The organism is Vibrio coralliirubri, from assembly GCF_024347375.1.
GTDB lineage: Bacteria > Pseudomonadota > Gammaproteobacteria > Enterobacterales > Vibrionaceae > Vibrio > Vibrio coralliirubri.
Genome location: NZ_AP025470.1, coordinates 222,842 through 245,610, shown reverse-complemented (window position 1 = coordinate 245,610; position 22,769 = coordinate 222,842). Strand labels below are relative to the sequence as shown.

General features: G+C 45.8%; 24 protein-coding genes. 17 read left to right on the top strand and 7 right to left on the bottom strand.

The genetic code is table 11. The annotated features are described in order from the left end of the window. Positions 1 to 138 precede the first annotated feature (138 nt). The 7 genes from priA (at position 139) to rraA (ending at position 8,085) form a co-directional block, all read left to right on the top strand. Complete coding sequence (priA, locus tag OCV20_RS01115) at positions 139 to 2,340, top strand: primosomal protein N' (protein WP_086775576.1); 2,202 nt, start codon at positions 139 to 141, stop codon at positions 2,338 to 2,340. A gap of 240 nt (positions 2,341 to 2,580) precedes the next feature. Beyond that, on the top strand, positions 2,581 to 3,585 hold the full coding sequence (cytR, locus tag OCV20_RS01110; RefSeq protein WP_017103629.1) for a DNA-binding transcriptional regulator CytR: 1,005 nt from the start codon (positions 2,581 to 2,583) through the stop codon (positions 3,583 to 3,585). Positions 3,586 to 3,707: 122 nt separating this feature from the next. Continuing rightward, the gene (locus OCV20_RS01105) at positions 3,708 to 4,247 is read left to right on the top strand and encodes an SPOR domain-containing protein (protein ID WP_086775577.1); all 540 of its coding nucleotides are present in this window, start codon (positions 3,708 to 3,710) and stop codon (positions 4,245 to 4,247) included. A 225-nt stretch (positions 4,248 to 4,472) separates the two neighbouring features. Then, the gene (hslV, locus tag OCV20_RS01100) at positions 4,473 to 5,021 is read left to right on the top strand and encodes an ATP-dependent protease subunit HslV (RefSeq protein WP_004729692.1); all 549 of its coding nucleotides are present in this window, start codon (positions 4,473 to 4,475) and stop codon (positions 5,019 to 5,021) included. Between the two features lie 58 nt (positions 5,022 to 5,079). Next, positions 5,080 to 6,420, top strand: coding sequence for an HslU--HslV peptidase ATPase subunit (hslU, locus tag OCV20_RS01095; protein WP_086775578.1), 1,341 nt, complete (start codon positions 5,080 to 5,082; stop codon positions 6,418 to 6,420). Positions 6,421 to 6,575: 155 nt separating this feature from the next. Then, positions 6,576 to 7,493: a 1,4-dihydroxy-2-naphthoate polyprenyltransferase gene (locus OCV20_RS01090; protein WP_050619834.1), complete on the top strand. Its 918-nt coding sequence runs from the start codon at positions 6,576 to 6,578 to the stop codon at positions 7,491 to 7,493. 73 nt (positions 7,494 to 7,566) lie between these two features. Next, positions 7,567 to 8,085 carry a ribonuclease E activity regulator RraA gene (gene rraA, locus OCV20_RS01085; RefSeq protein WP_017071322.1) on the top strand — a complete coding sequence of 173 codons (519 nt, stop codon included), beginning with the start codon at positions 7,567 to 7,569 and terminating at the stop codon, positions 8,083 to 8,085. Positions 8,086 to 8,195: 110 nt separating this feature from the next. Here the strand turns inward: rraA and zapB are convergent, their stop codons facing one another. Then, positions 8,196 to 8,438: a cell division protein ZapB gene (gene zapB, locus OCV20_RS01080; protein ID WP_008219652.1), complete on the bottom strand. Its 243-nt coding sequence runs from the start codon at positions 8,436 to 8,438 to the stop codon at positions 8,196 to 8,198. Between the two features lie 324 nt (positions 8,439 to 8,762). Here zapB and glpX point away from each other — a divergent pair, with 324 nt between their 5' ends. From glpX to OCV20_RS01065, 3 genes are all read left to right on the top strand, one after another. After that, positions 8,763 to 9,770, top strand: coding sequence for a class II fructose-bisphosphatase (gene glpX / locus OCV20_RS01075; RefSeq protein WP_048605418.1), 1,008 nt, complete (start codon positions 8,763 to 8,765; stop codon positions 9,768 to 9,770). Positions 9,771 to 9,968: 198 nt separating this feature from the next. Then, on the top strand, positions 9,969 to 10,589 hold the full coding sequence (locus tag OCV20_RS01070) for a helix-turn-helix transcriptional regulator (protein ID WP_048614957.1): 621 nt from the start codon (positions 9,969 to 9,971) through the stop codon (positions 10,587 to 10,589). Between the two features lie 122 nt (positions 10,590 to 10,711). Next, entirely contained in the window at positions 10,712 to 11,059 is a 348-nt protein-coding gene (locus OCV20_RS01065; protein ID WP_048614960.1) for a DUF3135 domain-containing protein, read from the top strand. Between the two features lie 61 nt (positions 11,060 to 11,120). Here OCV20_RS01065 and OCV20_RS01060 read toward each other — a convergent pair whose 3' ends face one another. Together OCV20_RS01060 and OCV20_RS01055 are read right to left on the bottom strand one after the other, a co-directional pair. After that, a complete protein-coding gene (locus OCV20_RS01060) occupies positions 11,121 to 11,549 on the bottom strand; it encodes a DUF805 domain-containing protein (protein WP_086775579.1) in 429 nt (142 codons plus the stop codon). 45 nt (positions 11,550 to 11,594) lie between these two features. Further along, positions 11,595 to 11,942 carry a 5-carboxymethyl-2-hydroxymuconate Delta-isomerase gene (locus OCV20_RS01055; RefSeq protein ID WP_050632402.1) on the bottom strand — a complete coding sequence of 116 codons (348 nt, stop codon included), beginning with the start codon at positions 11,940 to 11,942 and terminating at the stop codon, positions 11,595 to 11,597. 249 nt (positions 11,943 to 12,191) lie between these two features. Here OCV20_RS01055 and tpiA point away from each other — a divergent pair, with 249 nt between their 5' ends. Together tpiA and OCV20_RS01045 are read left to right on the top strand one after the other, a co-directional pair. Beyond that, a complete protein-coding gene (gene tpiA, locus OCV20_RS01050; protein ID WP_017061158.1) occupies positions 12,192 to 12,962 on the top strand; it encodes a triose-phosphate isomerase in 771 nt (256 codons plus the stop codon). A gap of 142 nt (positions 12,963 to 13,104) precedes the next feature. Next, positions 13,105 to 13,458, top strand: coding sequence for an endonuclease domain-containing protein (locus OCV20_RS01045; RefSeq protein WP_086775580.1), 354 nt, complete (start codon positions 13,105 to 13,107; stop codon positions 13,456 to 13,458). A gap of 370 nt (positions 13,459 to 13,828) precedes the next feature. Here the strand turns inward: OCV20_RS01045 and pfkA are convergent, their stop codons facing one another. The 3 genes from pfkA to OCV20_RS01030 form a co-directional block, all read right to left on the bottom strand. Beyond that, positions 13,829 to 14,791, bottom strand: a complete 963-nt coding sequence (gene pfkA, locus OCV20_RS01040) for a 6-phosphofructokinase (RefSeq protein WP_017061160.1) — start codon at positions 14,789 to 14,791, stop codon at positions 13,829 to 13,831. Positions 14,792 to 15,108: 317 nt separating this feature from the next. After that, positions 15,109 to 16,017 (bottom strand): CDF family cation-efflux transporter FieF, encoded by a 909-nt coding sequence (gene fieF, locus OCV20_RS01035; RefSeq protein ID WP_029235400.1) that lies wholly within the window; start codon positions 16,015 to 16,017, stop codon positions 15,109 to 15,111. Positions 16,018 to 16,181: 164 nt separating this feature from the next. Then, positions 16,182 to 16,691: a CpxP family protein gene (locus tag OCV20_RS01030; RefSeq protein WP_086775581.1), complete on the bottom strand. Its 510-nt coding sequence runs from the start codon at positions 16,689 to 16,691 to the stop codon at positions 16,182 to 16,184. Between the two features lie 187 nt (positions 16,692 to 16,878). On the opposite strand from OCV20_RS01030, the gene OCV20_RS01025 reads away from it, so the two are divergent. The 4 genes from OCV20_RS01025 to trmL all read left to right on the top strand — a co-directional run bounded on the left by OCV20_RS01025 (position 16,879) and on the right by trmL (position 20,216). Then, positions 16,879 to 17,568 carry a response regulator gene (locus tag OCV20_RS01025; RefSeq protein WP_017063670.1) on the top strand — a complete coding sequence of 230 codons (690 nt, stop codon included), beginning with the start codon at positions 16,879 to 16,881 and terminating at the stop codon, positions 17,566 to 17,568. Then, positions 17,568 to 18,947 (top strand): envelope stress sensor histidine kinase CpxA, encoded by a 1,380-nt coding sequence (cpxA, locus tag OCV20_RS01020; RefSeq protein WP_048605430.1) that lies wholly within the window; start codon positions 17,568 to 17,570, stop codon positions 18,945 to 18,947. Before OCV20_RS01025 ends, cpxA begins: the two co-directional genes overlap by 1 nt. A gap of 76 nt (positions 18,948 to 19,023) precedes the next feature. Then, on the top strand, positions 19,024 to 19,653 hold the full coding sequence (locus tag OCV20_RS01015; RefSeq protein ID WP_086775582.1) for a superoxide dismutase: 630 nt from the start codon (positions 19,024 to 19,026) through the stop codon (positions 19,651 to 19,653). An 83-nt stretch (positions 19,654 to 19,736) separates the two neighbouring features. Further along, on the top strand, positions 19,737 to 20,216 hold the full coding sequence (gene trmL / locus OCV20_RS01010) for a tRNA (uridine(34)/cytosine(34)/5-carboxymethylaminomethyluridine(34)-2'-O)-methyltransferase TrmL (protein WP_009844716.1): 480 nt from the start codon (positions 19,737 to 19,739) through the stop codon (positions 20,214 to 20,216). 170 nt (positions 20,217 to 20,386) lie between these two features. On the opposite strand, the gene OCV20_RS01005 is transcribed toward trmL, so the two are convergent. Beyond that, positions 20,387 to 20,911: an FxsA family protein gene (locus tag OCV20_RS01005; RefSeq protein ID WP_012604974.1), complete on the bottom strand. Its 525-nt coding sequence runs from the start codon at positions 20,909 to 20,911 to the stop codon at positions 20,387 to 20,389. 284 nt (positions 20,912 to 21,195) lie between these two features. Between OCV20_RS01005 and aspA the strand changes: the two genes are divergently transcribed. Then, entirely contained in the window at positions 21,196 to 22,647 is a 1,452-nt protein-coding gene (gene aspA / locus OCV20_RS01000) for an aspartate ammonia-lyase (protein WP_019821539.1), read from the top strand. The last annotated feature ends 122 nt before the right edge of the window (positions 22,648 to 22,769 follow it).

The window sequence follows — 22,769 nt, the reverse complement described above, 5'->3', positions numbered from 1 at the left end:
CCTTTATCGGCCTGAGATTTCGGGCTGTCGTTGTCGGTATACGCTAACTCGCCGCCTTCATCCAAACTGCTTCTCGAATTTAACCGCCTTATCCTTTAGACTGTTCGCTCTCGTCAACTCAGATAAAGCCGTCCCTTTATGCGTCCAATGATTGCCCGCGTGGCACTGCCTGTTCCACTCGACAAGCAGTTCGATTACAAGATTCCAAGCCACCTATTTCCGATTATTGGTGGACGAGTCTCTGTGCCTTTTGGACGACAAACCTTAACCGGTATTGTCACGGCTCTGGTTAACGAATCTGAATTCGAGCTAGACAAGCTCAAACCGATTAAAGCCTTGTTAGATAATCAACCTGTTTGGCCGGAATCTGTCTATTCACTGTTAATGTGGTGCAGTCAGTTTTATCAGTACCCGCTTGGCGAAACCTTTGCTAACGCCCTTCCGAGCGCCCTAAGAAAAGGCAAAGCCGCCGACTTCGCGACGCTGGTTGAGTGGCAGTTAACACCATCAGGCAAAGACCAACTGATGCAAGGTTTTGGTCGCGCGGTCAAGCAAGCAAAAGTGATGCACATGCTTGAGCACGGCCCGGTTCCTCATCAAGAGTTCATTGATGAAGATGTAGGCAGTGCCGTACTCAAGACGCTTGAAGAGAAAGGCTGGATTGAATCGTTAGAGAAAAAGCCGAAACGCCAACCGTGGCCGGTTGAACTTGAGAACGACCAAGACAAACCTAAGCTCAATGCAGAACAAGCCATCGCGATTGCGACCGTAAATAGCCAAACCGACTTTGGTTGTTTCCTGTTAGAGGGGGTCACTGGCTCAGGTAAGACCGAGGTTTACCTGAATATGATTAAGCCGATTCTCGACCAAGGTAAACAAGCGTTAGTGCTTGTGCCCGAGATTGGCCTCACCCCTCAAACGATTAACCGCTTTAAGCGACGCTTTAATGTGCCTGTTGAGGTTATCCACTCAGGTTTAAACGATTCTGAGCGACTGAATGCTTGGTTATCGGCGCGCGATAAAATAGCGGGCATCGTGATTGGTACCCGTTCGGCTCTGTTCACGCCATTTGCTGACCTAGGCATTATCATTGTCGATGAAGAGCACGACGCGTCTTATAAACAACAAGATAGCCTGCGCTACCACGCTCGTGATGTGGCGATCATGCGTGCTCATAAAGCGCAGATTCCAGTAGTGTTAGGCTCGGCGACTCCGGCCTTTGAAACACTGCACAACGCTCAGATCGGTAAATACAGTTATCTCACCCTCACTTCACGTGCGGGTGTCGCACTGCCGACCACCAATAAGGTGTTGGATGTTAAAGGTGAATATCTAGAAAGTGGTTTGTCTGCGTCGTTAATTGCAGAGATGCAAAGACACCTCAAAGCAGGCAACCAAGTGATGCTGTTCCTCAATCGCCGAGGGTTTTCTCCCGCATTGATGTGTCACGATTGTGGTTGGACTGCCGAGTGTAAACGTTGTGATGCTTACTATACTTATCACCAATACAGTAATGAGATGCGCTGCCACCACTGTGGTTCTCAGCAGCATATCGTGCACAATTGCCAAGGTTGTGGGTCTGCGAACTTAGTGACAGTAGGTGTCGGTACCGAGCAGTTAGAAGCTCAGCTTGGCCAACTATTCCCTGAATACAAAACCATTCGTATTGACCGCGACAGCACCCGCCGTAAAGGCAGCTTAGAAAGCGCACTAGAGTCGATTCGTAAAGGTGAATACCAAATTCTTATCGGCACGCAGATGCTTGCTAAGGGTCACCATTTCCCTGACGTGACACTTGTGGCGTTATTGGATGTGGATGGCTCTTTATATAGCAGTGACTTCCGAGCGTCTGAACGTCTTGCCCAGCTATTCATCCAAGTAGCGGGGCGCGCAGGACGAGCAAGCAAGCCCGGTGAGGTGATCTTACAGACTCACCATCCAGAACATGGGTTACTGCAAGCCTTGCTACACAAAGACTACAACCACTTTGCTCAGACGGCACTGGCAGAGCGTAAGCAGGCAATGTTACCGCCCTATACCTTTATGACGCTGTTTAGAGCAGAAGCCAATGACACTCGCTTGGTGGAAGAGTTCTTGCGTCAGGTTCGCCACACATTGGAATCACATCCACTGTTTGACCAATATTGCATGGTGTTAGGGCCAACCCCGGCTCCGTTAGCAAAACGAGCGGGCAAATCGCGCTGGCAGTTAATCTTACAAACTCAGACGCGCTCGTTAATGCAGAAGCTATTAATGAGTGCCAAGCCGGCCATCAATATGTTACCTGCTGCGAAAAAAGTTCGCTGGTCACTCGATATTGAACCGCAAGATTTGAGCTAAACCCACTTGGGTTAAAACTAATGATAAGTTTGTTCACAAATATTTCATATTTCTCGTGAGCAACTTCACACTAGTCATGTGATTTTTGTTAATCTAGCCGTAACTTTACACGGATTAAACGAATAAAATATTGCAATAAAAAAAGTGTTAGCAACACTTTCATAATATCTATTCGATTACATTTATTATTCACGCCTTAGATACTTAGGCGACAAAGGAACTTAAAAGAGGGTTTAATTTATGGCGACAATGAAGGATGTTGCCCAGCTAGCAGGCGTCTCAACAGCCACGGTATCACGTGCATTGATGAACCCTGAGAAAGTCTCAGTTTCAACTCGCAAACGAGTGGAAACAGCAGTACTTGAAGCTGGATACTCACCCAATACATTAGCTAGAAACTTACGTCGCAACGAATCAAAAACCATCATCACTATTGTTCCTGATATCTGTGACCCTTATTTCGCCGAGATCATTCGTGGTATCGAAGATGCCGCAGTAGAAAATGATTACCTTGTTCTACTGGGTGATAGCGGCCAGCAAAAGAAGCGCGAGTCTTCATTTGTTAACTTAGTTTTCACCAAACAAGCTGACGGCATGTTGCTACTGGGCACGGACCATCCGTTTGATGTCAGCAAACCTGAACAAAAGAATTTACCGCCGATGGTGATGGCGTGTGAGTTTGCCCCTGAACTTGAACTGCCTACGGTACACATCGATAACCTGACCTCTGCCTTTGAAGCGGTTAACTACCTAGCTCAGTTAGGTCATAAACGCATCGCTCAAATCTCAGGCCCAGTATCTGCAACGCTGTGTAAGTTCCGTCAACAAGGCTACCAACAAGCGCTGCGCCGCGCTGGAGTCTCTATGAATCCAGCTTACAGTACGGTAGGTGACTTCACCTTTGAAGCGGGCGCTCAAGCAGTTCGTCAATTACTGGCACTGCCTGAACAACCAACGGCTATCTTCTGTCACAACGATGCGATGGCAATTGGCGCGATTCAAGAAGCGAAGAAGCTGGGCTTGCGCGTTCCTCAAGATCTATCGATTGTCGGCTTCGATGACATCCAATTCGCACAATACTGCGATCCACCGCTAACCACTATTTCTCAGCCTCGTTATGAGATTGGACGCCAAGCGATGTTGATGATGCTTGATCTATTGAAGGGCAACGATGTGCAAGCAGGTTCGCGTCTGCTTGAAGCTAAATTAGTGGTTCGAGGCAGTACAGCGCCACCTCGAATGTAACCCTCAGAAATACCCTTACAAATCTGCGGCACATTTTGATGTGCCGCTTCCATTTCTGCACTATTATCCTCGCGCAATCTGGATTACCATGAGGGCAGAATCAGCAACTATTGAATTGTCTTGTGGCTAATAGAGATTATGTAAAGCGTGGTCGTGGCACGAAAAAACCAACCAAAAAACAAACCCCTCGCCGTAAACCTTGGCGCAGTGGTCTTTTGGCGATCCTCCTTGCCGGTGGTTTTGGTTACGGACTTTACCTATTGAGTAATGATCCTGAGCCGCCAGCACCAACGCCTGTGGCAACCAAACCAAAACCTAAGCCAAAACCAGCGAAAGTGATTCCGCCGCCTCCTGAAGAGAAGTGGGACTACGTTGAAACGCTGCCAAGCCGCGAGATTGAAGTAAAAGCCAAAGAGCAACAGATCTCTAAGATCCCTTACATCATGCAGTGTGGCGCTTACAAAACCTCGTCGCAGGCAGAAGCACGTAAGTTGGATATTGCCTTCCAAGGTATCTCGAGTGAGATCCGCAAGAAAGATGGCAGTAGCTGGTACCGTGTGGTTCTAGGGCCATACAAGCTGAAGCGTGACGCAGAACGCGACCGCCATAAGCTGCAACGAGCGAAAATTGAACCTTGTGCTATTTGGAAAGACACCGAGTAGTTTTAGATTCCGCGGCAGTCTTTGTCTTAATAAAAGCCGAAAATCAAACAGCGAAAGCCTCCCATTGTGGAGGTTTTCTTTTATCCCCCTCCCCTTTAACCAAATTTCCTTACAACTTCCGCCGATAAGTTTGCACGACATCACTCACCCTTCCTTGAATTATCCGAGCACCATCCTCATATACTTTTTATACCCAAAGATAAGAAATATTAAGAGGCCCTACTCGTGACTACCATTGTATCTGTACGTCGTAATAATAAAGTCGTCATCGCGGGTGATGGACAAGTATCTCTAGGCAATACTGTAATGAAGGGCAATGCCCGTAAAGTACGTCGCCTATACAACAACAAAGTACTGGCAGGTTTTGCTGGCGGTACTGCTGATGCTTTCACGCTATTCGAAAAATTTGAAAGCAAGCTGCAAATGCACCAAGGCCACCTGACCAAAGCTGCCGTTGAGCTAGCGAAGGATTGGCGTAGCGACCGTGCTCTACGTAAGTTAGAAGCACTGTTAGCAGTAGCGGATGAGACCGCTTCACTGATCATCACAGGTAACGGTGACGTAGTTCAACCAGAGAACGACCTGATTGCGATCGGCTCGGGCGGTAACTTCGCTCAAGCAGCAGCTACTGCACTATTAGAAAATACTGATTTAGATGCGCGTGAAATCGCAGAAAAGTCGCTGAACATTGCAGGCGATATCTGTGTATTCACCAACCATCACCACACTATTGAAGAACTAGAAAGCACCGTTGAGCTGCCAAAGCCAGAGTAACGACCGCTTCCATCAATAACGTTGTATTCAACAGTGATTAAAGAATTAAGGAAAAACCATGTCTGAGATGACTCCTCGCGAAATTGTTCACGAACTCAATCGCCACATTATCGGCCAAGACAACGCTAAGCGTTCAGTGGCTATCGCTCTGCGTAACCGCTGGCGTCGTATGCAGCTTGAAGAAAGCCTGCGTGTTGAAGTATCGCCAAAGAACATCCTAATGATTGGCCCAACGGGTGTCGGTAAAACTGAGATTGCTCGCCGTCTAGCGAAACTAGCAAACGCGCCTTTCATTAAGGTAGAAGCGACTAAGTTCACCGAAGTTGGCTACGTTGGTAAAGAAGTTGAGACCATCATCCGTGATCTAACGGACGTTGCCATCAAGATGACACACCAACAAGCGATGGAAAAAGTACAATACCGCGCAGAAGAACAAGCTGAAGAACGTATTCTTGATGCCCTTCTACCACCAGCACGTGATGCTTGGGGCCAGAACGAGCAATCCACTGAAGACACCACCTCTTCAAACACTCGTCAGATTTTCCGCAAGAAACTGCGTGAAGGTAAGCTAGACGACAAAGAGATCGAAGTTGATGTCGCTGCGCCGCAAATGGGCGTTGAAATCATGTCACCTCCAGGCATGGAAGAGATGACGAACCAGCTGCAAGGCATGTTCCAAAACCTAGCAGGCGACACCAAGAAAAAGCGTAAGATGAAAATCAAAGACGCATTCAAAGCACTGACGGAAGAAGAAGCTTCGAAGCTTGTGAACCAAGAAGAGCTAAAAGAGAACGCGATCTTCAACGCTGAAAACAACGGCATCGTATTCATCGATGAGATCGACAAAATCTGTAAGCGTGGCGACAGCTCAGGCCCAGACGTATCTCGCGAAGGTGTTCAGCGTGACCTACTGCCTCTTATCGAAGGCAGCACAGTATCAACCAAGCACGGCATGGTGAAAACTGACCACATCTTGTTTATCACATCAGGCGCATTCCAAGTGGCTAAGCCATCTGACCTGATCCCTGAGCTACAAGGTCGTCTGCCAATCCGCGTAGAACTTGAAGCGCTTTCAGCACATGACTTCAAACGCATCCTGACTGAACCAAAAGCATCGCTAACAGAGCAATACATTGCCCTAATGAAAACAGAAGATGTCAGCATTGAGTTCACTGAAGATGGCATCAACCAGATTGCGGACGCAGCATGGCGCGTAAACGAAACCACTGAGAACATCGGTGCGCGTCGTCTACACACGGTAATGGAGCGCCTAATGGATGAGATTTCATTCGAAGCAACAGACAAAGCTGGCAGCAAGCTAGTGATTGATGAAGCTTACGTAACATCGAAACTTTGCGAATTCGTTGAAGACGAAGACCTAAGCCGCTTCATCCTGTAGCACACGAAACTCCAACTTATTGCTCTATCTCAAAGAAATAGCAGCTAATAAGCGAATTCAAGGCCCACTTTCGAGTGGGCTTTTTATTACCCGAAAAATGGGCGTATACTCAAATCACAGTATGAAACGAAGACTTACAAAGAATTAGACCTACGATGAAACAATCTCTACTGATCTGGCTTGATGCCGCACGACCAAAAACTCTGCCTCTCGCACTTGTCTCTATTCTTACAGGAAGTAGTTTAGCGTTCGCCGGTGGTCAGTTTTCTTTATCGATAGCCCTACTGGCATTTTTAACCGCTACCCTATTACAGATTTTATCGAACCTAGCCAATGACTATGGCGACGCCGTAAAAGGCACAGACAATGAAAATCGTCTGGGGCCAACACGTGCGATGCAATCTGGTGCGGTGACGGCGAAAACCATGAAGCAAGCGATCATCCTCAACATCGTGTTTACCATGGTCGCTGGACTGATTCTTATTTTTCATGCCTTAACCTCGATTGAAAGTATCTTATCTTTCATTGCGTTAGGCGTATTAGCCATTATTGCTGCCATCGCTTACACCGTCGGTAATAAGCCTTATGGCTATATCGGCCTTGGCGACTTATCGGTGTTTATCTTCTTTGGTTTGTTAGGTGTTTCAGGGACTTACTTCTTACACACTGGTCACGTTGAACCAAGCCTATTCCTTCCGGCATTGGGCTGTGGCTTGATGGCGGTTGCTGTACTCAATATCAACAACATGCGTGATATCGAAAATGACAGCGAATGCGGTAAGCGCACCATGGCGGTTCGCCTAGGGCAACGCAAAGCCAAACACTACCATTTTGCTCTGCTTGGCCTCGCCCTTGCGTCTTTCGCTATCTACCTGCTTATTCAAGAAAAGCCGGTCTGGATCAGCCTGCCGTTTTTGCTGAGCATTATCATTGTTTACAAACATGGCAAAGCTGTTTGGGAAACCGAAAAGCCAGCGCAAATTGCACCAATGATGCCCGTGATTGTGAAATGCTCACTGGTCACTAACCTATTGTTTGCAGGGGTTGTCGTAGCTCAAACTCTATTGAGTTAAATGAGACTAATCATTGCAAAGGGATCAAGCGCCGATATACTCAAAGTAAGCTCATTGTTCAAAAGGTATACTAATGGAATACAACACTTCAGCACTGTGCGACATATATTTGGATCAAGTTGATGTCGTGGAGCCAATGTTCAGCAACTTCGGTGGACGTGCATCTTTCGCAGGACAGATCACGACATTAAAGTGTTTTGAAGACAACGCTTTGATTCGCTCTGTACTAGAGCAAGACGGTCTGGGGCGTGTGTTGTTAATCGATGGTGGCGGCTCACTACGTAAAGCGCTGATCGATGCTGAGATTGCCCTACTTGCCGAAGACAATGAGTGGGAAGGAATTGTGGTTTACGGCTGCGTTCGTGAAGTCGATGAGCTTGAAGACATGAACCTAGGCATCCAAGCCTTGGCTTCTATCCCTGTTGGTGCGAGCCAAGAAGGTGTTGGTGAACTAGACGTTCCAGTGAACTTTGGCAGCGTGACCTTTTTACCCGAAGATTACCTCTACGCAGACAACACCGGCATCATTCTTTCTGCCGAGCCTTTAGATGTAGAACTTGATCTGGATGTTGAAGAAGAAGAGGTCGAGTAACTCACTCGGCTTTGAATACTAAAACAAAGCTTAAGAATACGAAGTATTAGAACACAAACAAAAACGCCCGCTACTGAGTAGCGGGCGTTTTTTTAAATCTGAAGAGTCGATTACTCTACTTCATCCATTTTACCAAGAAGGTTACGGATGCGATCTTGCCATGCTGAATGCTCTTCCTGCATTTGCTGAGTTTTTTGCTCTAGCTCGTGACGGCTTGCTTTAAGCTCACCAGCTTCTGTTGCTAGTGCTTGTTTCTCTTCTTTAAGCTCTTCCACTTCCATTTGAAGAAGTGCAATTGTATCTACTGCTGTTTGAATTTTTGCTTCTAGCTGCTCTAGTACTTCAAAAGACATTCTGGCCTACCTTTAAGTTATCCGTTTGATGGTGAAGGTTCACTCCACTTATTTCCCCATTCTACTCAGCAGAGCAAGGATAAACACTCAATATATTCGATATTTTGCGCCATTCGATGAAAAAAACAGCGCTTTTTACCGAATATTGACGTGAACGATTACCACCACAACGGCAAACCGATTATTTTGATGAATAATAACTGTTTTCCACTGCGAATTGATCGAGAGCAATCTCCAAAAAACAAAAAGGCAAACGTTTCCTTTTGGATATGGTAAAATTCGCCGCGAAATTTCTATTCCCCCTTTGAAAATTTTGGAGTCCGCATGAAACGCGATTTAGCAATGTCATTCTCTCGTGTCACAGAAGGTGCAGCACTGGCTGGTTACAAGTGGCTTGGCCGTGGCGACAAAAACGCTGCAGATGGCGCTGCTGTAGAAGTAATGCGTAGCCTATTAAACAAAACCGAAATTAGCGGTGAGATTGTTATCGGCGAAGGTGAAATCGATGATGCACCTATGCTGTACATCGGCGAAAACGTAGGTGTGGGCGGCGACGCTGTCGACATCGCAGTTGACCCAATTGAAGGAACACGCATGACAGCAATGGGCCAATCAAATGCATTGGCTGTATTGGCGGCAGGCGAAAAAGGCAGCTTCCTTAAAGCGCCTGATATGTACATGGAAAAGTTGGTTGTTGGCCCTGGCGCTAAAGGCGTGATTGACCTAGAACTGCCACTAACAGAAAACCTAGAAAACATCGCTAAAGCACTAGGTAAAACACTTGATACTCTAGTCGTAACCACGCTTGCTAAGCCTCGTCATGATCAAATCATCGCCGATATGCAAGCAATGGGGGTTCGTGTATTTGCTGTGCCAGACGGTGATGTTGCGGCTTCTATCCTAACGTGTATGCCAGACAGCGAAGTAGACGTCATGTACTGCATCGGCGGCGCACCTGAAGGTGTGGTTTCGGCTGCGGTAATTCGCGCACTCGACGGCGACATGCACGGTCGTCTTCTACCTCGTCATGAAGTTAAAGGTGACACAGAAGAAAACCGCAAGCACGGTGAACTTGAACTTGAGCGCTGCGCAGAAATGGGCGTAACGGCGGGTATCGTGTTGAAGATGGAAGACATGGCACGCAGCGACAACGTTGTATTCTCAGCAACAGGCATCACTAAGGGTGACCTGCTAGAAGGTATTTCTCGTCAAGGTAATATCGCAACCACAGAAACTCTGCTTATCCGTGGCCGTTGCCGTACGATTCGCCGCATCAAATCTATCCACTACCTAGAGCGTAAAGACCCAGAAGTAGTAGGTCATATCCTGTAAGCCAAAACTCGGTTAAACAGAATATTCGAAGGCTGATACCAAGTATCAGCCTTTTGTTTTATTAGCGCAGCAGAATCTCACCATGGCAGCCAATAGAGTATAACGCTATCTATCGAGTAAATTACTATCAATATAGTAAATGGTTTGCTTTATAAACACCTTGCCTCATAATAGTAGGGTTCATGAGGTAGGGATAGTATGAAAACAAGCGACAAAATCTTACAGACCATTAAGCGTCAAGGCGCGGTAACCGCGAAACAACTGTCAGAAGAATTTGGCATGACGACAATGGGTGCAAGGCAACATCTGCAAAGCCTGGAAGATGACGGTATTCTTGCGTTTCATGATGTGAAAGTGAAAGTGGGTCGCCCGACTCGCCACTGGTCCCTAACTCAACAAGGTCATAGCCAATTTTCAGACCGACATGGTGAACTCACGATTCAAGTGATTGATGCTGTGGAGAATCTATTTGGTAAAGAAGGACTGGCTAAGGTTGCTGCCGAGCGTGAACAACACACACTTAAGCAGTATCAAACTGCATTGTCTGACTGTGATTCACTCATCAGCAAGCTTAAAAAACTCACCCAACTTCGTGAAGACGAAGGCTACATGGCTGAGCTTCAAGAGCATGATGATCACTACATCTTGATTGAGAACCACTGCCCTATCTGTAAGGCTGCAACTCGCTGCCCTAGTCTGTGCCAATCTGAGCTCAATGTGTTTACTGAGTTACTAAAAGATGAGTGCCACGTGAGCCGTACAGAACACATCATTGCTGGCGAACGACGCTGTACTTATACCTTAACACCCGCACTTTGATTGTAACGGTAAGCGATTAATACCGTCTCAATATTGAGAAAACACAAATAGATTGAAATTTGTACAGATTTCTTTCTTAAGCTTAGAGCATATGAAACACGCTTAATGCTAAGGAAGGAATGATGGCGCATCCACAACCCTCTCAAAAACTACCACCCTTTGATGAACTTGTCCAACTCGCGAAAAGCGATCCGAAAGCATTCAATCAATTCAAACACGAGATGTGCGAACAGATGATCTGCTCGGCTTCAGACGTGATGCAAGACCGACTTCGCGCACAACAAAGTCACATCGACTTAGTGGTTAGCCGTTGTAAAAACCCACACCATGCTAATGTCGTACTCATGCAAGAGCTACGCTGCCAGGTCTGTAAGTTCCAAGATGCACTCGAAGGGCGCTGCGGCTTTGAAGAATCTCTGCCTGAAAATGTCGTGCCTTTTAAGCCAAATACCGAACCTAAAATGTACTGAAAGTAGTAAGTACTAAAAAGAAAAAAGGGAGCGTAATGCTCCCTTCTTATTGATTCGCTGTTCAATATTTACATGGGTCTTCGCCGTAGTCATTACGGCCTTCTGTGCCTTTCAACAAGCCACACTCAATTAGAATCCACAAACCACACACTAATGCCGCGACGGTTGCCGCCATATGAATTGGCGATACCGACTCTGTCGTCGTTGCAGCCATTGGCGAAGCTAAACGACCCAATACTAATGGCACATTCAATAGTAGCCAGTAATTAGACTTATTGCGGTCGTGCCAGCGCTTAGCGGTTACCGCCAGATCTGGAATCACAAGCATCAATAGGAAGATTGGTAGCAGGATATAAGAGTAAGCAGGGAACAACACAGAGATACCAGAAGCAAAACCGGTAATCGCTATGTAGTAGAAAATATTCCAAATCCAGTAAGTCTTACGACCAATTCTCCCCTTGAAAGAGAGCAGTAATTCTTTCATCGACATCTTAAATACTCAAATTTATACGCCGCTAAAAGTCAGCAGCAATGGTTAGTTTATTACTTTTTGAAAGCAACTTTTATCCATATCACGAATATTCACCGTTAAGCTTCTTACATGACTCGCTTGTTCTTGCAGGACCTGCATTAACGATCGTGACAATTCTCGCTTTTGCTCTTCCGTTCGTCCCGAAAGTAACTCAAAGCTGATATGAATAAAGTCTACACTATCTTCCTCATCACCGACCAACCAATTGTGGCAGCGCAATGAACGAGACTTCACTGACGGCACATCAAACAAGCCACATGTGAGAGCGACTTGGTGAAGATCTTCCAGTAAGCCTTGGATATTTACTCGCTCATCCACTGAATTGGAGTACTCTAGAACTAGATTCGGCATTGTTACTTCCTGTTGTTAACGCAATCGTTTGTCCCTTAATAACAACTAACGATGAAAAATCCGAGAAGTTAGCTATTATTCTGTCTGCCGGATCACTGATATATGCTCAAAATCTACTCTGACCATTGAGTAAGATCCAAGAAAGTCATGACCACAGTCATGATCTGTTGATATTAATCTGTTATATTATTTCGTAATAAAGTTTACTTTTTTACATTCGATTTATTTAAATACTTTGGAGATATTCCTATGCGTCATCCTGTAGTTATGGGTAACTGGAAACTAAACGGCAGCAAAGAAATGGTTGTTGATCTACTAAACGGTCTTAACGCTGAACTTGAAGGCGTAACAGGCGTAGACGTAGCAGTTGCTCCACCAGCACTTTTCGTTGATCTAGCAGAGCGTACGCTTACTGAAGCGGGCAGCGCGATCATCCTAGGTGCTCAAAACTCTGACCTAAACAACAGCGGTGCATTCACTGGCGACATGTCTCCAGCAATGCTTAAAGAGTTCGGCGCATCTCACATCATCATCGGTCACTCTGAGCGTCGTGAATACCACAACGAATCCGATGAGTTCGTAGCTAAGAAATTCGCATTCCTAAAAGAGAACGGCCTAACTCCAGTTCTTTGTATCGGTGAATCTGAAGCACAAAACGAAGCAGGCGAAACTGTTGCAGTATGTGCTCGTCAACTTGACGCTGTTATCAACACTCAAGGTGTTGAAGCTCTTGAAGGCGCTATCATCGCTTACGAACCAATCTGGGCTATCGGTACTGGTAAAGCAGCTACAGCTGAAGATGCACAACGCATCCACGCTCAAATCCGTGCACACATCGCAGAGAAATCTGAAGAAGTTGCTAAGAAAGTTGTTATCCAATACGGCGGTTCTGTTAAGCCAGAAAACGCAGCAGCTTACTTCGCACAACCAGACATCGACGGTGCTCTAGTTGGCGGCGCAGCTCTAGACGCGAAAAGCTTCGCAGCTATCGCTAAAGCAGCAGCTGAAGCAAAAGCTTAATTTAAACGTCACTGTTTAGATTAGATGAAAGGTCAACCTGGGTTGGCCTTTTTTGATCTCGCTCGAAAACCACCACCAACAACCTCTTTTTTGTACTGAGCTCTTTGTAACTTAATAACATTCCGGTTTATTGGACTGCGTTATGAAGATTTATACACAAGCTCATCTAAACACATTTCGAAAACAGCTCCGAAACAACATGCCTCAACCAGAACGCAAGCTATGGTTTTATATACGGAAAAAACAGCTTGGTATTAAGTTTCGCAGACAACATAGCACCGGAAAGTACGTCGTAGATTTCTTCTGCTGTGAACTAAAACTGGCCATTGAAATAGATGGTAATAGCCACTTTTCAGAACAAGCTCAGGCTTACGATCATCAGCGCACACGAGACTTAAACAAGCTTGGAATCAAGGTGCTTCGCTTTACCAATAATGAGATTAATCAGAACCTTGAGGAAGTTTTGGTGAAGATCATGAGTTCAATCCCCAAATAAACTTCTGTGTACACATCCCCCTCTAACTCCCCCTTATTTCAAAATTTTCGATTACCCTGCCGATCTAAGATAAAGGGGGAGAACTTTCTTTGTTCACTTAATTTCCTAGGCTGACTGACACCACACAATGTTCCATGAATCGCTAATTGGAAAGCTCACGTTAATAGCTAAGATTTGTTGTAGCCGGTATATGCTCCAACAAGTACGGAACGGTTCCTCCCCTTTCCAAAGAAAGCTAAAGGGATCTGGAAACCTGACATAAGGGGAGGCTAGGAGGGGATTTTGCAATGAATCAAAAGAACGGTAAGTACAAAAAAACCGCTGAACAATCAGCGGTTTTTAAATTCTTTAAGCGAACGCTAAGCGTGGCTTAGAACAACTCTTCTGCAACGCGGAACAGCTCAGAACGGTCTGGGTTCTGCATGTTCTCGATACAATCGATGATGTCGTGGTGAACAAGTTCTTCTTTCTCGATACCAACACAACGACCACCGTGACCTTCTTGAAGAAGGTGAACAGCGTAGTTACCCATGCGAGAAGCAAGTACACGGTCAAATGCAGTAGGACGACCACCACGTTGGATGTGACCAAGAACTGTTGCACGAGTTTCACGACCAGTTGAAGATTCGATCTCTTTAGCAAGTTCGTTAGCATCCATCATTAGCTCAGTTAGAGCGATGATTGCGTGCTTCTTACCTTTCGCAATGCCGTCTTGGATGTTGCTGATAAGCTGTTCTTTATCTAAGCCAGTCTCTGGAGTAATGATGTACTCACAACCACCCGCGATTGCTGACATAAGCGTAAGGTCACCACAGTGACGGCCCATGATTTCAACAATAGAAATACGTTGATGAGAAGAAGACGTGTCACGTAGACGGTCGATTGAATCAATAACAGTGTTAAGCGCTGTTAGGTAACCGATTGTGTAGTCAGTACCCGCGATATCGTTATCGATTGTGCCTGGAAGACCGATACATGGGTAACCCATTTCAGTCAACTTCTTAGCACCCATGTAAGAACCGTCACCACCGATAACAACAAGTGCTTCGATACCGTGCTTCTTAAGGTTCTCAATGCCTTTCTCACGAACAGCAACGTCTTTAAATTCAGGGAAACGTGCAGAACCTAAGAAAGTACCACCACGGTTGATCACGTCAGATACGCTTGAACGGTCAAGCTTTTCGATACGGTCTTCAACAAGGCCTTGGTAGCCATCGTAAATACCGTAAACTTCAATGCCAACTGATAACGCAGTACGAACAACGCCGCGAACTGCTGCGTTCATACCTGGAGCGTCACCACCACTGGTCAAAACACCGATCTTCTTAATCATGCTCACCCTCGATTTTTGGGAATCTATTATTCAATTCTTGTTCTTGCTGATTGTATATCAACAAGATTTTAAATCTATATTTGTGCGTTATGTTACATTTCCTCAACAGGAATAGCACTCAAATCGCGTAAAATTATGTAACATTTCTACTTCTGTAAGAGTATTACAGTTTTACTCAATAACTTTGTTGATTCACATCAGAATCAACATTAATTGTTACTAAGGTGGTTTTTGAATCACCTAACAGTTAATAATTTTTACTCACTTTAGTTCAAAAGCCACTCACTTACCATTTGCCCGCTGATTTTTAGCACGCATTACCACGAGTGGAATTTCTGCTGCTTCTCTGGTCCAAATACGACCGAATACGGGTCTTGGTGAATTAATACATCAGCATCAGGGAACACGGAGATAAGCTTAGCCTCTACTTCGTCAGAAATGCGATGCGCTTCAATAAGTGGGATATTATCTTCCAATTCTAGATGCAGTTGAATGAAGCGAATTGGCCCCGAACGACGTGTTCGTAATTGATGCACACCCAACACGCCTTCCACGCTCAATGATGTCTCTTTAATCTGTTTCAGCTCATCATCTGGCAGCTTATGATCAAGCAGAGACTGAACCGCTTCCATCGCCATTTGATAAGCGCTGTACAGAATGTAGATACCGATACCGACCGCGAATACTGAGTCCGCCTGACCAATCCCAAACCAGCTCAATGCCAATGCCAACATGATCGCGGCGTTCATATAAAGGTCTGATTGATAATGCAGTGAATCGGCCGCAATAGCTTGGCTGCCTGTTTTGTTGACCACATGCTTTTGGAATCGAACCAAACCGAAGGTCATCACCATCGCAAATAAGCTGACGTAGATACCAATCTCTGGAGAGTTCAGTTCATGAGGTCGGAAGAAGCGCTCAATACCATTGAGAATAAGGAAACATGCAGAGCCTGAAATAAACATCGCCTGCGCTAATGCAGCAAGTGATTCAGCCTTACCATGACCAAAGGTGTGCTCTTTGTCGGCAGGCTGCAGAGAATAACGAACCACGATAAGGTTAACGACAGAGGCCGCGATATCCAACATTGAATCCACAACGGAAGCCAACAGACTCACAGAACCTGTCACCCACCACGCTGCGACTTTCACTATCAATAAAATAGTGGCGATGGTGGTGGCTGCCCAAGCGGCGAGCGTAACTAAACGTGCGTATTCTTGTTTCATAACTTGGCTATAAAGTGACTGATAGCACAAAGTATAACCTGCAAACAACCAATTGAATATGACAGCTATGATGTAAAACATTCATTTTTAAGGATCAAAAAAAGCGGCACTCGGCCGCTTCTTTCTAAACACTGTCATTCAACGCTGATTTCTCAAGCAATGAATTACTTGTCTTTGTTCATGCGTTTTTCCATTTTTTCAGCACACTTAGTCAGGCGCTCTTGTTGGATTTCTTTCAGTTGAGTCTTTTGCTCAGCCGTTAGTACGCTCATCATTTCGTGTTGCTTCTTAAGCATTGCTACGCGACGCTCAGTTTGCTTCTCAACCATTTGGCTTGCTAGGTCGTTTGCTGCTGCTTCATCGAAGTTGTCTGCCAGTACTAATGCTTGAACTTTCTCTTGGTGCGCTTTCATTTTCGCCATTTTATCGGCTTTATTGCCAGCGTGTTTTTCTTTCATCTCTGCACGATTCGCTTCGCGCATCTCTTTCAATTCTGTTTTTTGTGCATCAGTCAGGTCTAGTTGACGCATCACTTTCTTATCGAAGCCACCACATTTACCGTGCATGCCTTTGTGGTCGCCTTTATCGCCGCCGCCATATGCGAACGCGCTTGCTGTACCTAACATTAGTGGAAGTGCCGCAGCTGCTAGTACAAGTTTCTTAGTCATTTTCATAATTGTTGCCTCAATTCGGTATAATAAGTCATGTGTTGCGTCTGTTCCTCAGCGCTTAGATATAGATTAGTCTTTCCCTCGTAAAGTGACGTTTAGAAAGCGTAAAGAATCGTAAAGAGTGAAAGTTGACGAATAATTAGCAGTATTATTAACCTGTAAATAGTAGATAACCGATTAAGGCTTCCCAATGGCGAACATTCTTCTTATTGATGACGACACCGAGTTAACCAGCTTACTCAAAGACATTCTGAGCTTTGAGGGCTTCACTGTTTCCGAAGCCAATGATGGCTATGCAGGACTTGAAGCTATCAATGATGAGATTGACCTGATTCTTTTAGATGTGATGATGCCGCGTCTTAATGGCATGGAAACACTAAAGAAACTGAGAGAAAATTGGGAAACACCAGTGCTGATGCTGACCGCAAAAGGCGAAGAGATCGACCGTGTGATTGGTCTGGAGCTTGGCGCGGATGATTACCTGCCTAAACCTTTCAGTGACCGAGAGTTGTTAGCGCGTATTCGAGCTATCTTGCGTCGAACTCAAACCGCCACCGCGCCTAAAGCGGCCAGTGATAGAGTTCAATATCAAGACATCGAAGTCTTTCCGGGTAAACAAGAAGCCTACTGCAATGGTGAGCTCATCGACCTCACCACAACCGAGTTCGCACTACTGAGCCACCTTATCCAAAACCCAGGGCAAGTGATCACCAAAGAAGCATTGAGCCTAGATGTGTTAGGTAAAAGGCTCGCAGCGTTTGACCGTGCGATAGACATGCACATCTCTAATTTACGTAAGAAGATTCCTGAGCGCACTGACGGTAAATCACGCATCAAAACCTTGCGAGGCCGTGGCTACTTATTGGTAGAGGAAGATTAATGCGTATACCTAAAATCACCAGCTTATATGGACGTATCTTTGCTATCTTTTGGTTCACCATGTTACTGGTGCTTTTGTCGGTGCTGTCACTTCCCCATTTAGACCCTCGAGTCGCGCGAGATGTGCCCGCAGATCACCTCGATAAACTCGAGCGTATCGCTAAAATCACAGAGAAACGCTACGCCAAAGAACCAAATCTGGGCAAGATTGTCTTCCAACTGGAGGCGCCACGCAGCCGCAAGGATTCTCGCGCTCGCATCTACCTGACCGACCTTGAGGGCGCAGTCCTTACCTCAAAAAGGCATTCAGACTACAAACTTAAAGCGATCCGTAACTTTGTTACCTCGATAGATAACCCTGAAGTGCCGAAACAAAAACTGTACGGACACTACATGGTGGCAGGTCCAGTACCCATAAAACTCGCGGGTGAAGAGTTGTTGATGTACGCCGGAATCAAGTGGACTCAACCACCGCCATTCTTGTTACGTCTGTTTGATAGACCTCTGCAGTTACTGCTTGCGGTTATGCTGGCGAGTACCCCGCTATTACTTTGGCTAGCTTGGGCACTGAGTCAACCCGCACGCAGGCTCGAGCGCGCAGCACAACGCGTGGCGAAAGGTCAATTCGAGGTCGATCCAACACTCGAAAAAGGTACATCAGAGTTTAGACAAGCCGGTGAAAGCTTTAACCAGATGGTAGAAGCGGTGAACCAGATGATTTCGGGGCAACAACGCCTGCTCTCTGATATCTCACACGAGCTCCGCTCGCCACTGACACGTCTTCGCATGGCCAATGCACTGGCGATTCGTAAACAAGGTGAGAGCCAAGAGTTAGAACGCATTGATACCGAAGCTCAGCGTTTGGAACAGATGATCAGTGAGCTGCTGACGCTATCTCGTATGCAGGTCGACAGCCATATTACTCGTGAGGTTCAACCTATCTCGAGCCTATGGGAAGAGATCTTAAAAGACGCAGAGTTTGAAGCCGAACAGATGGGCAAACAACTGACGTTCTCGGAGATCCCAGAACGCTCTATTTCGGGCAACCCTAAACTGCTGATGAGTGCGCTAGACAACATTACACGCAATGCCATCTACTACGGTAAAGACCAAGTCGATGTACAGTTCCACGTTGTACAAGATCAGCTGACGATTTGTGTGAACGATAATGGCGATGGTGTACCTGATGATGAATTGGATTCTATCTTCAGACCTTTCTATCGCGTTTCCACTGCCCGTGATCGTAATTCTGGCGGCACTGGGCTTGGGCTCACCATTACCGAGAGTGCGATTCGCCAACACAGCGGAACCATCACCGCAACCCGTAGCCAGTTAGGTGGATTACAACTCGAAATCACCCTGCCTATCTTACCGGTGTAATACCCCCACAAAGATCACAGTTGATAATGATTGCTATTATCATTATGGTAAATCCTCTAATTATGGAGGATTTACCATGTCGCACACTTTCCCTGCTTTACCCTACGCTTACGATGCCCTAGAGCCTTACATTGACGCTAAGACGATGGAAGTGCATTACAGCAAGCACCATAGAACCTACTACGATAAGTTTGTTGCGGCGATTTCTGGCAGCGAGCTAGAACAGCAATCTCTGACCGAGATCTTCGCCAACATATCTCAGCACAGCCCTGCCGTGCGTAACAATGGTGGTGGCTACTACAATCACATCTTATATTGGAATTGCATGTCGCAAGACGGCGGTGGCGAACCCACGGGCGAGCTTGGCGAGGCTATCAAGAGTACCTTCGGAGATTTCGAGACATTCCAAGATCAGTTCACTCAAGCGGCGATCAATACCTTTGGCTCTGGCTTTGCTTGGCTAGTGGTAGAGCAAGGACAACTGAAGATCATCTCAACCTCGAACCAAGATAATCCGTGGATGGATACCGTAGCCAGTGATGGCGAACCGATTCTTGCGCTCGATGTTTGGGAACACGCCTACTACATCAGCTACCAAAACCGTCGCCCTGACTACATCAATGCATGGTGGAACGTGGTGAATTGGAATGCCGTATCTGAAAACTACGCGCAAGCACTAGCACTAGCACTAGCAAATCAAGCTTAAGCGAATGGTGACGGTGGCGAACTGTACTCACTCAGCTTGCCACCGTATACTCGGGCTATCTTTGATTATTCTTGTGAACCAACATGTTTGATATCGCTCTATACGAACCAGAAATTGCACCCAATACGGGTAACATCATCCGCCTATGTGCTAACTGCGGCGCAAACCTGCATCTTATCGAACCGCTTGGCTTTGATTTTGAAGAGAAGAAGGTTCGTCGTGCTGGCTTGGATTACCACGACCTTGCACGAGTTAAGCGTCACAAGAACCTAGAAGCTTTCCTTGAGTATCTTGAGAATGAACGCGAGGGTGACTTCCGCATCTTTGCTTGCACCACTAAAACGACAGGCCACCACGTTGATGCGAAATTCCAACAAGGTGATGTGTTGATGTTTGGCCCAGAGACTCGCGGGCTGCCTGCTGAGTTCATCGAAAGCATGCCAATGGAACAACGCATTCGTATTCCAATGATGCCAGACGCACGCAGCCTCAACCTATCTAACGCAGTGGCAATCATTGCTTTTGAAGCATGGCGACAAATGGGTTTTGAAGGCGCGGTATAACCGAACGCTCAAGCTTATCTGTTATCTGTTATCTGTTATCGATAATAAACAGTAAGTAACAGCAGGCGACAGACAATAAAAAAGGCTCTTACCATTATCACTTTCTTGCGAAGGATAAAGGTAAGAGCCTTTTCTGTTTTCCCTCTAAATAAAGAGAGAGAAAAGATTAATTAGTTTAAGCGATTACGATCGTTGTCGTCGTCTTTCTTCTCAAACTCACCTTCAAAGGTGTTGCCGTCTTTTGATTGGTCAGATGGATCGCGATTGAATGGATCTTGTCCAAATGGACTCTGGCCAAAACCAGCTTGTCCACCCGCATGGAAACCACCAGACATATTGGTCACCACCATTTTTTCCATCATTTTCTTGGCAATCATCGCTCTTGGTGCTGGCAGCAGTACCAACATACCGAGTGCGTCCGTCATAAAGCCCGGAGTCAGCAGCAATACACCGGCAACTGCAAGCATCACGCCTTCAAGAATCTGTTGTGCTGGCATTTCGCCTTGTTGCAAACGACCTTGCACAGACATAAGTGTCTGAATGCCTTGGCTACGAACCAGCGATGCACCCACAAATGCAGTGATCAAAACCAACGCAATAGTTGGCCACAATCCTAAGAAGCCACCAACTTGAATAAATAGCCCAATCTCAATGATGGGTACGAAGATAAATAGTAATAATAAGATAGGAAACACACGCCCTCCTTTGTTACTTGCAGTTTACGCTGAAAGCCCTAACAATCTCAAATTTATCCTGTAAATAAGCGTGTTTATTGACCAAGAATAACTTTGCAAAATATTGACTAAACAAAACCGAAAAAGGTGATCCACTTAATATTTTTATGCGCTAAGTACAGTATCATGTGCCACATAAGTCAGGACGGATTTATCAGCCCAATATTCTAGCGAACGGAGTATTTGCACACAGAATAGGCTAATAACTAACTATATAATCAGAATAATTCTCTAAGGATCCTGTTATGGCTACTCAATCAGAAGCTCAAGTTGAAGCTCCTCAAGCTACTCGTCTCGAAGAAGATCTATTAGGTCAACGTCATGTTCCGGCTGATGCTTACTACGGCATCCACACTCTACGCGCAGTTGAAAACTTCAACATCTCAAATGTAACCATCTCAGATGTACCTGAATTCGTTCGCGGTATGGTGATGACTAAGAAAGCGGCGGCTTTAGCAAACAAAGAGTTAGGTGTAATTCCAAGCGAAGTGGCTAAATACATCATCCAAGCTTGTGACCTAATTCTAGACACGGGTAAGTGCATGGATCAGTTCCCATCGGACGTTTTCCAAGGTGGTGCTGGTACTTCTGTAAACATGAACGCAAACGAAGTTGTTGCGAACGTGGCTCTTGAACTTATGGGCAAAGAAAAAGGCCAATACGAGTTCATCAACCCGAATGACCACGTAAACCGCAGCCAATCTACAAACTGTGCTTACCCAACTGGTTTCCGTATCTCTGTTTACAACAGCGTTCGTAAACTGATTGATGCGATCGAATACCTAAAAGGTGCATTCGAGCTTAAGAGCCAAGAATTCAACACGATTTTGAAGATGGGTCGTACTCAGCTTCAAGACGCAGTTCCAATGACGGTTGGCCAAGAGTTCCACGCTTGGGCTGTAACCATCAATGAAGAAATCAAAAACCTAGAATACACTTCAAAACTACTGCTTGAAGTTAACCTAGGCGCAACGGCTATCGGTACAGGTCTGAACGCAGCACCGGGTTACCAAGGCCTAGCAGTTAAACACCTAGCAGAAGTAACAGGCCTAGAGTGTGTTGCGGCTGAAGATTTAATCGAAGCAACATCTGACTGTGGCGCATACGTAATGACGCACGGCGCACTTAAGCGTCTAGCGGTGAAACTGTCTAAAATTTGTAACGATTTGCGTCTGCTTTCTTCTGGCCCTCGTACTGGTCTGAACGAGCTAAATCTACCTGAACTGCAAGCCGGTTCTTCAATCATGCCTGCTAAAGTAAACCCAGTTGTTCCTGAAGTAGTAAACCAAGTTTGCTTTAAAGTTCTAGGTAACGACAACACGGTTTCTTTCGCTGCGGAAGGCGGCCAACTACAACTGAACGTAATGGAACCCGTTATTGCACAAAGCATGTTTGAGTCTCTAGACATCCTAACAAACGCTTGTGTGAACCTACGCGACAAGTGTGTAGACGGCATTACGGTGAACAAAGAAGTATGTGAATCACACGTATTTAACTCTATCGGTATCGTCACTTACCTAAACCCATACATTGGCCACCACGAGGGTGACATTGTTGGTAAGATCTGTGCTGAGACAGGTAAGAGCGTGCGTGATGTGGTTCTAGAGCGCGGTTTATTAACCGAAGAAGAACTTGATGACATTTTCTCTGTTGAAAATTTGATGCATCCTCAGTATAAAGCGAAGCGCTACGAATAAAGTTAGCGAGAAAGGGCTCCAAACGGAGCCCTTTTTTAGGCTCCAATACGGTTAACCATGATTATTTTGTGGATTTCCGTTGGTTGCGCTTTTGCCAAATTGAATCTAAACCATAGAACTAT

Bases quoted from the DNA above. Each gene is read 5' to 3' on its own strand.
- OCV20_RS01065 (WP_048614960.1), top strand. From the start codon at position 10,712: ATGGCGCATCCACAACCCTCTCAAAAACTACCACCCTTTGATGAACTT.
- tpiA (WP_017061158.1), top strand. From the start codon at position 12,192: ATGCGTCATCCTGTAGTTATGGGTAACTGGAAACTAAACGGCAGCAAA.
- OCV20_RS01060 (WP_086775579.1), bottom strand. From the start codon at position 11,549: ATGTCGATGAAAGAATTACTGCTCTCTTTCAAGGGGAGAATTGGTCGT.
- trmL (WP_009844716.1), top strand. From the start codon at position 19,737: ATGTTTGATATCGCTCTATACGAACCAGAAATTGCACCCAATACGGGT.
- OCV20_RS01030 (WP_086775581.1), bottom strand. From the start codon at position 16,691: ATGAAAATGACTAAGAAACTTGTACTAGCAGCTGCGGCACTTCCACTA.
- fieF (WP_029235400.1), bottom strand. From the start codon at position 16,017: ATGAAACAAGAATACGCACGTTTAGTTACGCTCGCCGCTTGGGCAGCC.
- cpxA (WP_048605430.1), top strand. From the start codon at position 17,568: ATGCGTATACCTAAAATCACCAGCTTATATGGACGTATCTTTGCTATC.
- OCV20_RS01045 (WP_086775580.1), top strand. From the start codon at position 13,105: ATGAAGATTTATACACAAGCTCATCTAAACACATTTCGAAAACAGCTC.
- priA (WP_086775576.1), top strand. From the start codon at position 139: ATGCGTCCAATGATTGCCCGCGTGGCACTGCCTGTTCCACTCGACAAG.
- OCV20_RS01090 (WP_050619834.1), top strand. From the start codon at position 6,576: ATGAAACAATCTCTACTGATCTGGCTTGATGCCGCACGACCAAAAACT.
- OCV20_RS01055 (WP_050632402.1), bottom strand. From the start codon at position 11,942: ATGCCGAATCTAGTTCTAGAGTACTCCAATTCAGTGGATGAGCGAGTA.
- glpX (WP_048605418.1), top strand. From the start codon at position 8,763: ATGAAACGCGATTTAGCAATGTCATTCTCTCGTGTCACAGAAGGTGCA.
- zapB (WP_008219652.1), bottom strand. From the start codon at position 8,438: ATGTCTTTTGAAGTACTAGAGCAGCTAGAAGCAAAAATTCAAACAGCA.
- rraA (WP_017071322.1), top strand. From the start codon at position 7,567: ATGGAATACAACACTTCAGCACTGTGCGACATATATTTGGATCAAGTT.
- OCV20_RS01015 (WP_086775582.1), top strand. From the start codon at position 19,024: ATGTCGCACACTTTCCCTGCTTTACCCTACGCTTACGATGCCCTAGAG.
- OCV20_RS01070 (WP_048614957.1), top strand. From the start codon at position 9,969: ATGAAAACAAGCGACAAAATCTTACAGACCATTAAGCGTCAAGGCGCG.
- hslU (WP_086775578.1), top strand. From the start codon at position 5,080: ATGTCTGAGATGACTCCTCGCGAAATTGTTCACGAACTCAATCGCCAC.
- cytR (WP_017103629.1), top strand. From the start codon at position 2,581: ATGGCGACAATGAAGGATGTTGCCCAGCTAGCAGGCGTCTCAACAGCC.
- pfkA (WP_017061160.1), bottom strand. From the start codon at position 14,791: ATGATTAAGAAGATCGGTGTTTTGACCAGTGGTGGTGACGCTCCAGGT.
- aspA (WP_019821539.1), top strand. From the start codon at position 21,196: ATGGCTACTCAATCAGAAGCTCAAGTTGAAGCTCCTCAAGCTACTCGT.
- OCV20_RS01025 (WP_017063670.1), top strand. From the start codon at position 16,879: ATGGCGAACATTCTTCTTATTGATGACGACACCGAGTTAACCAGCTTA.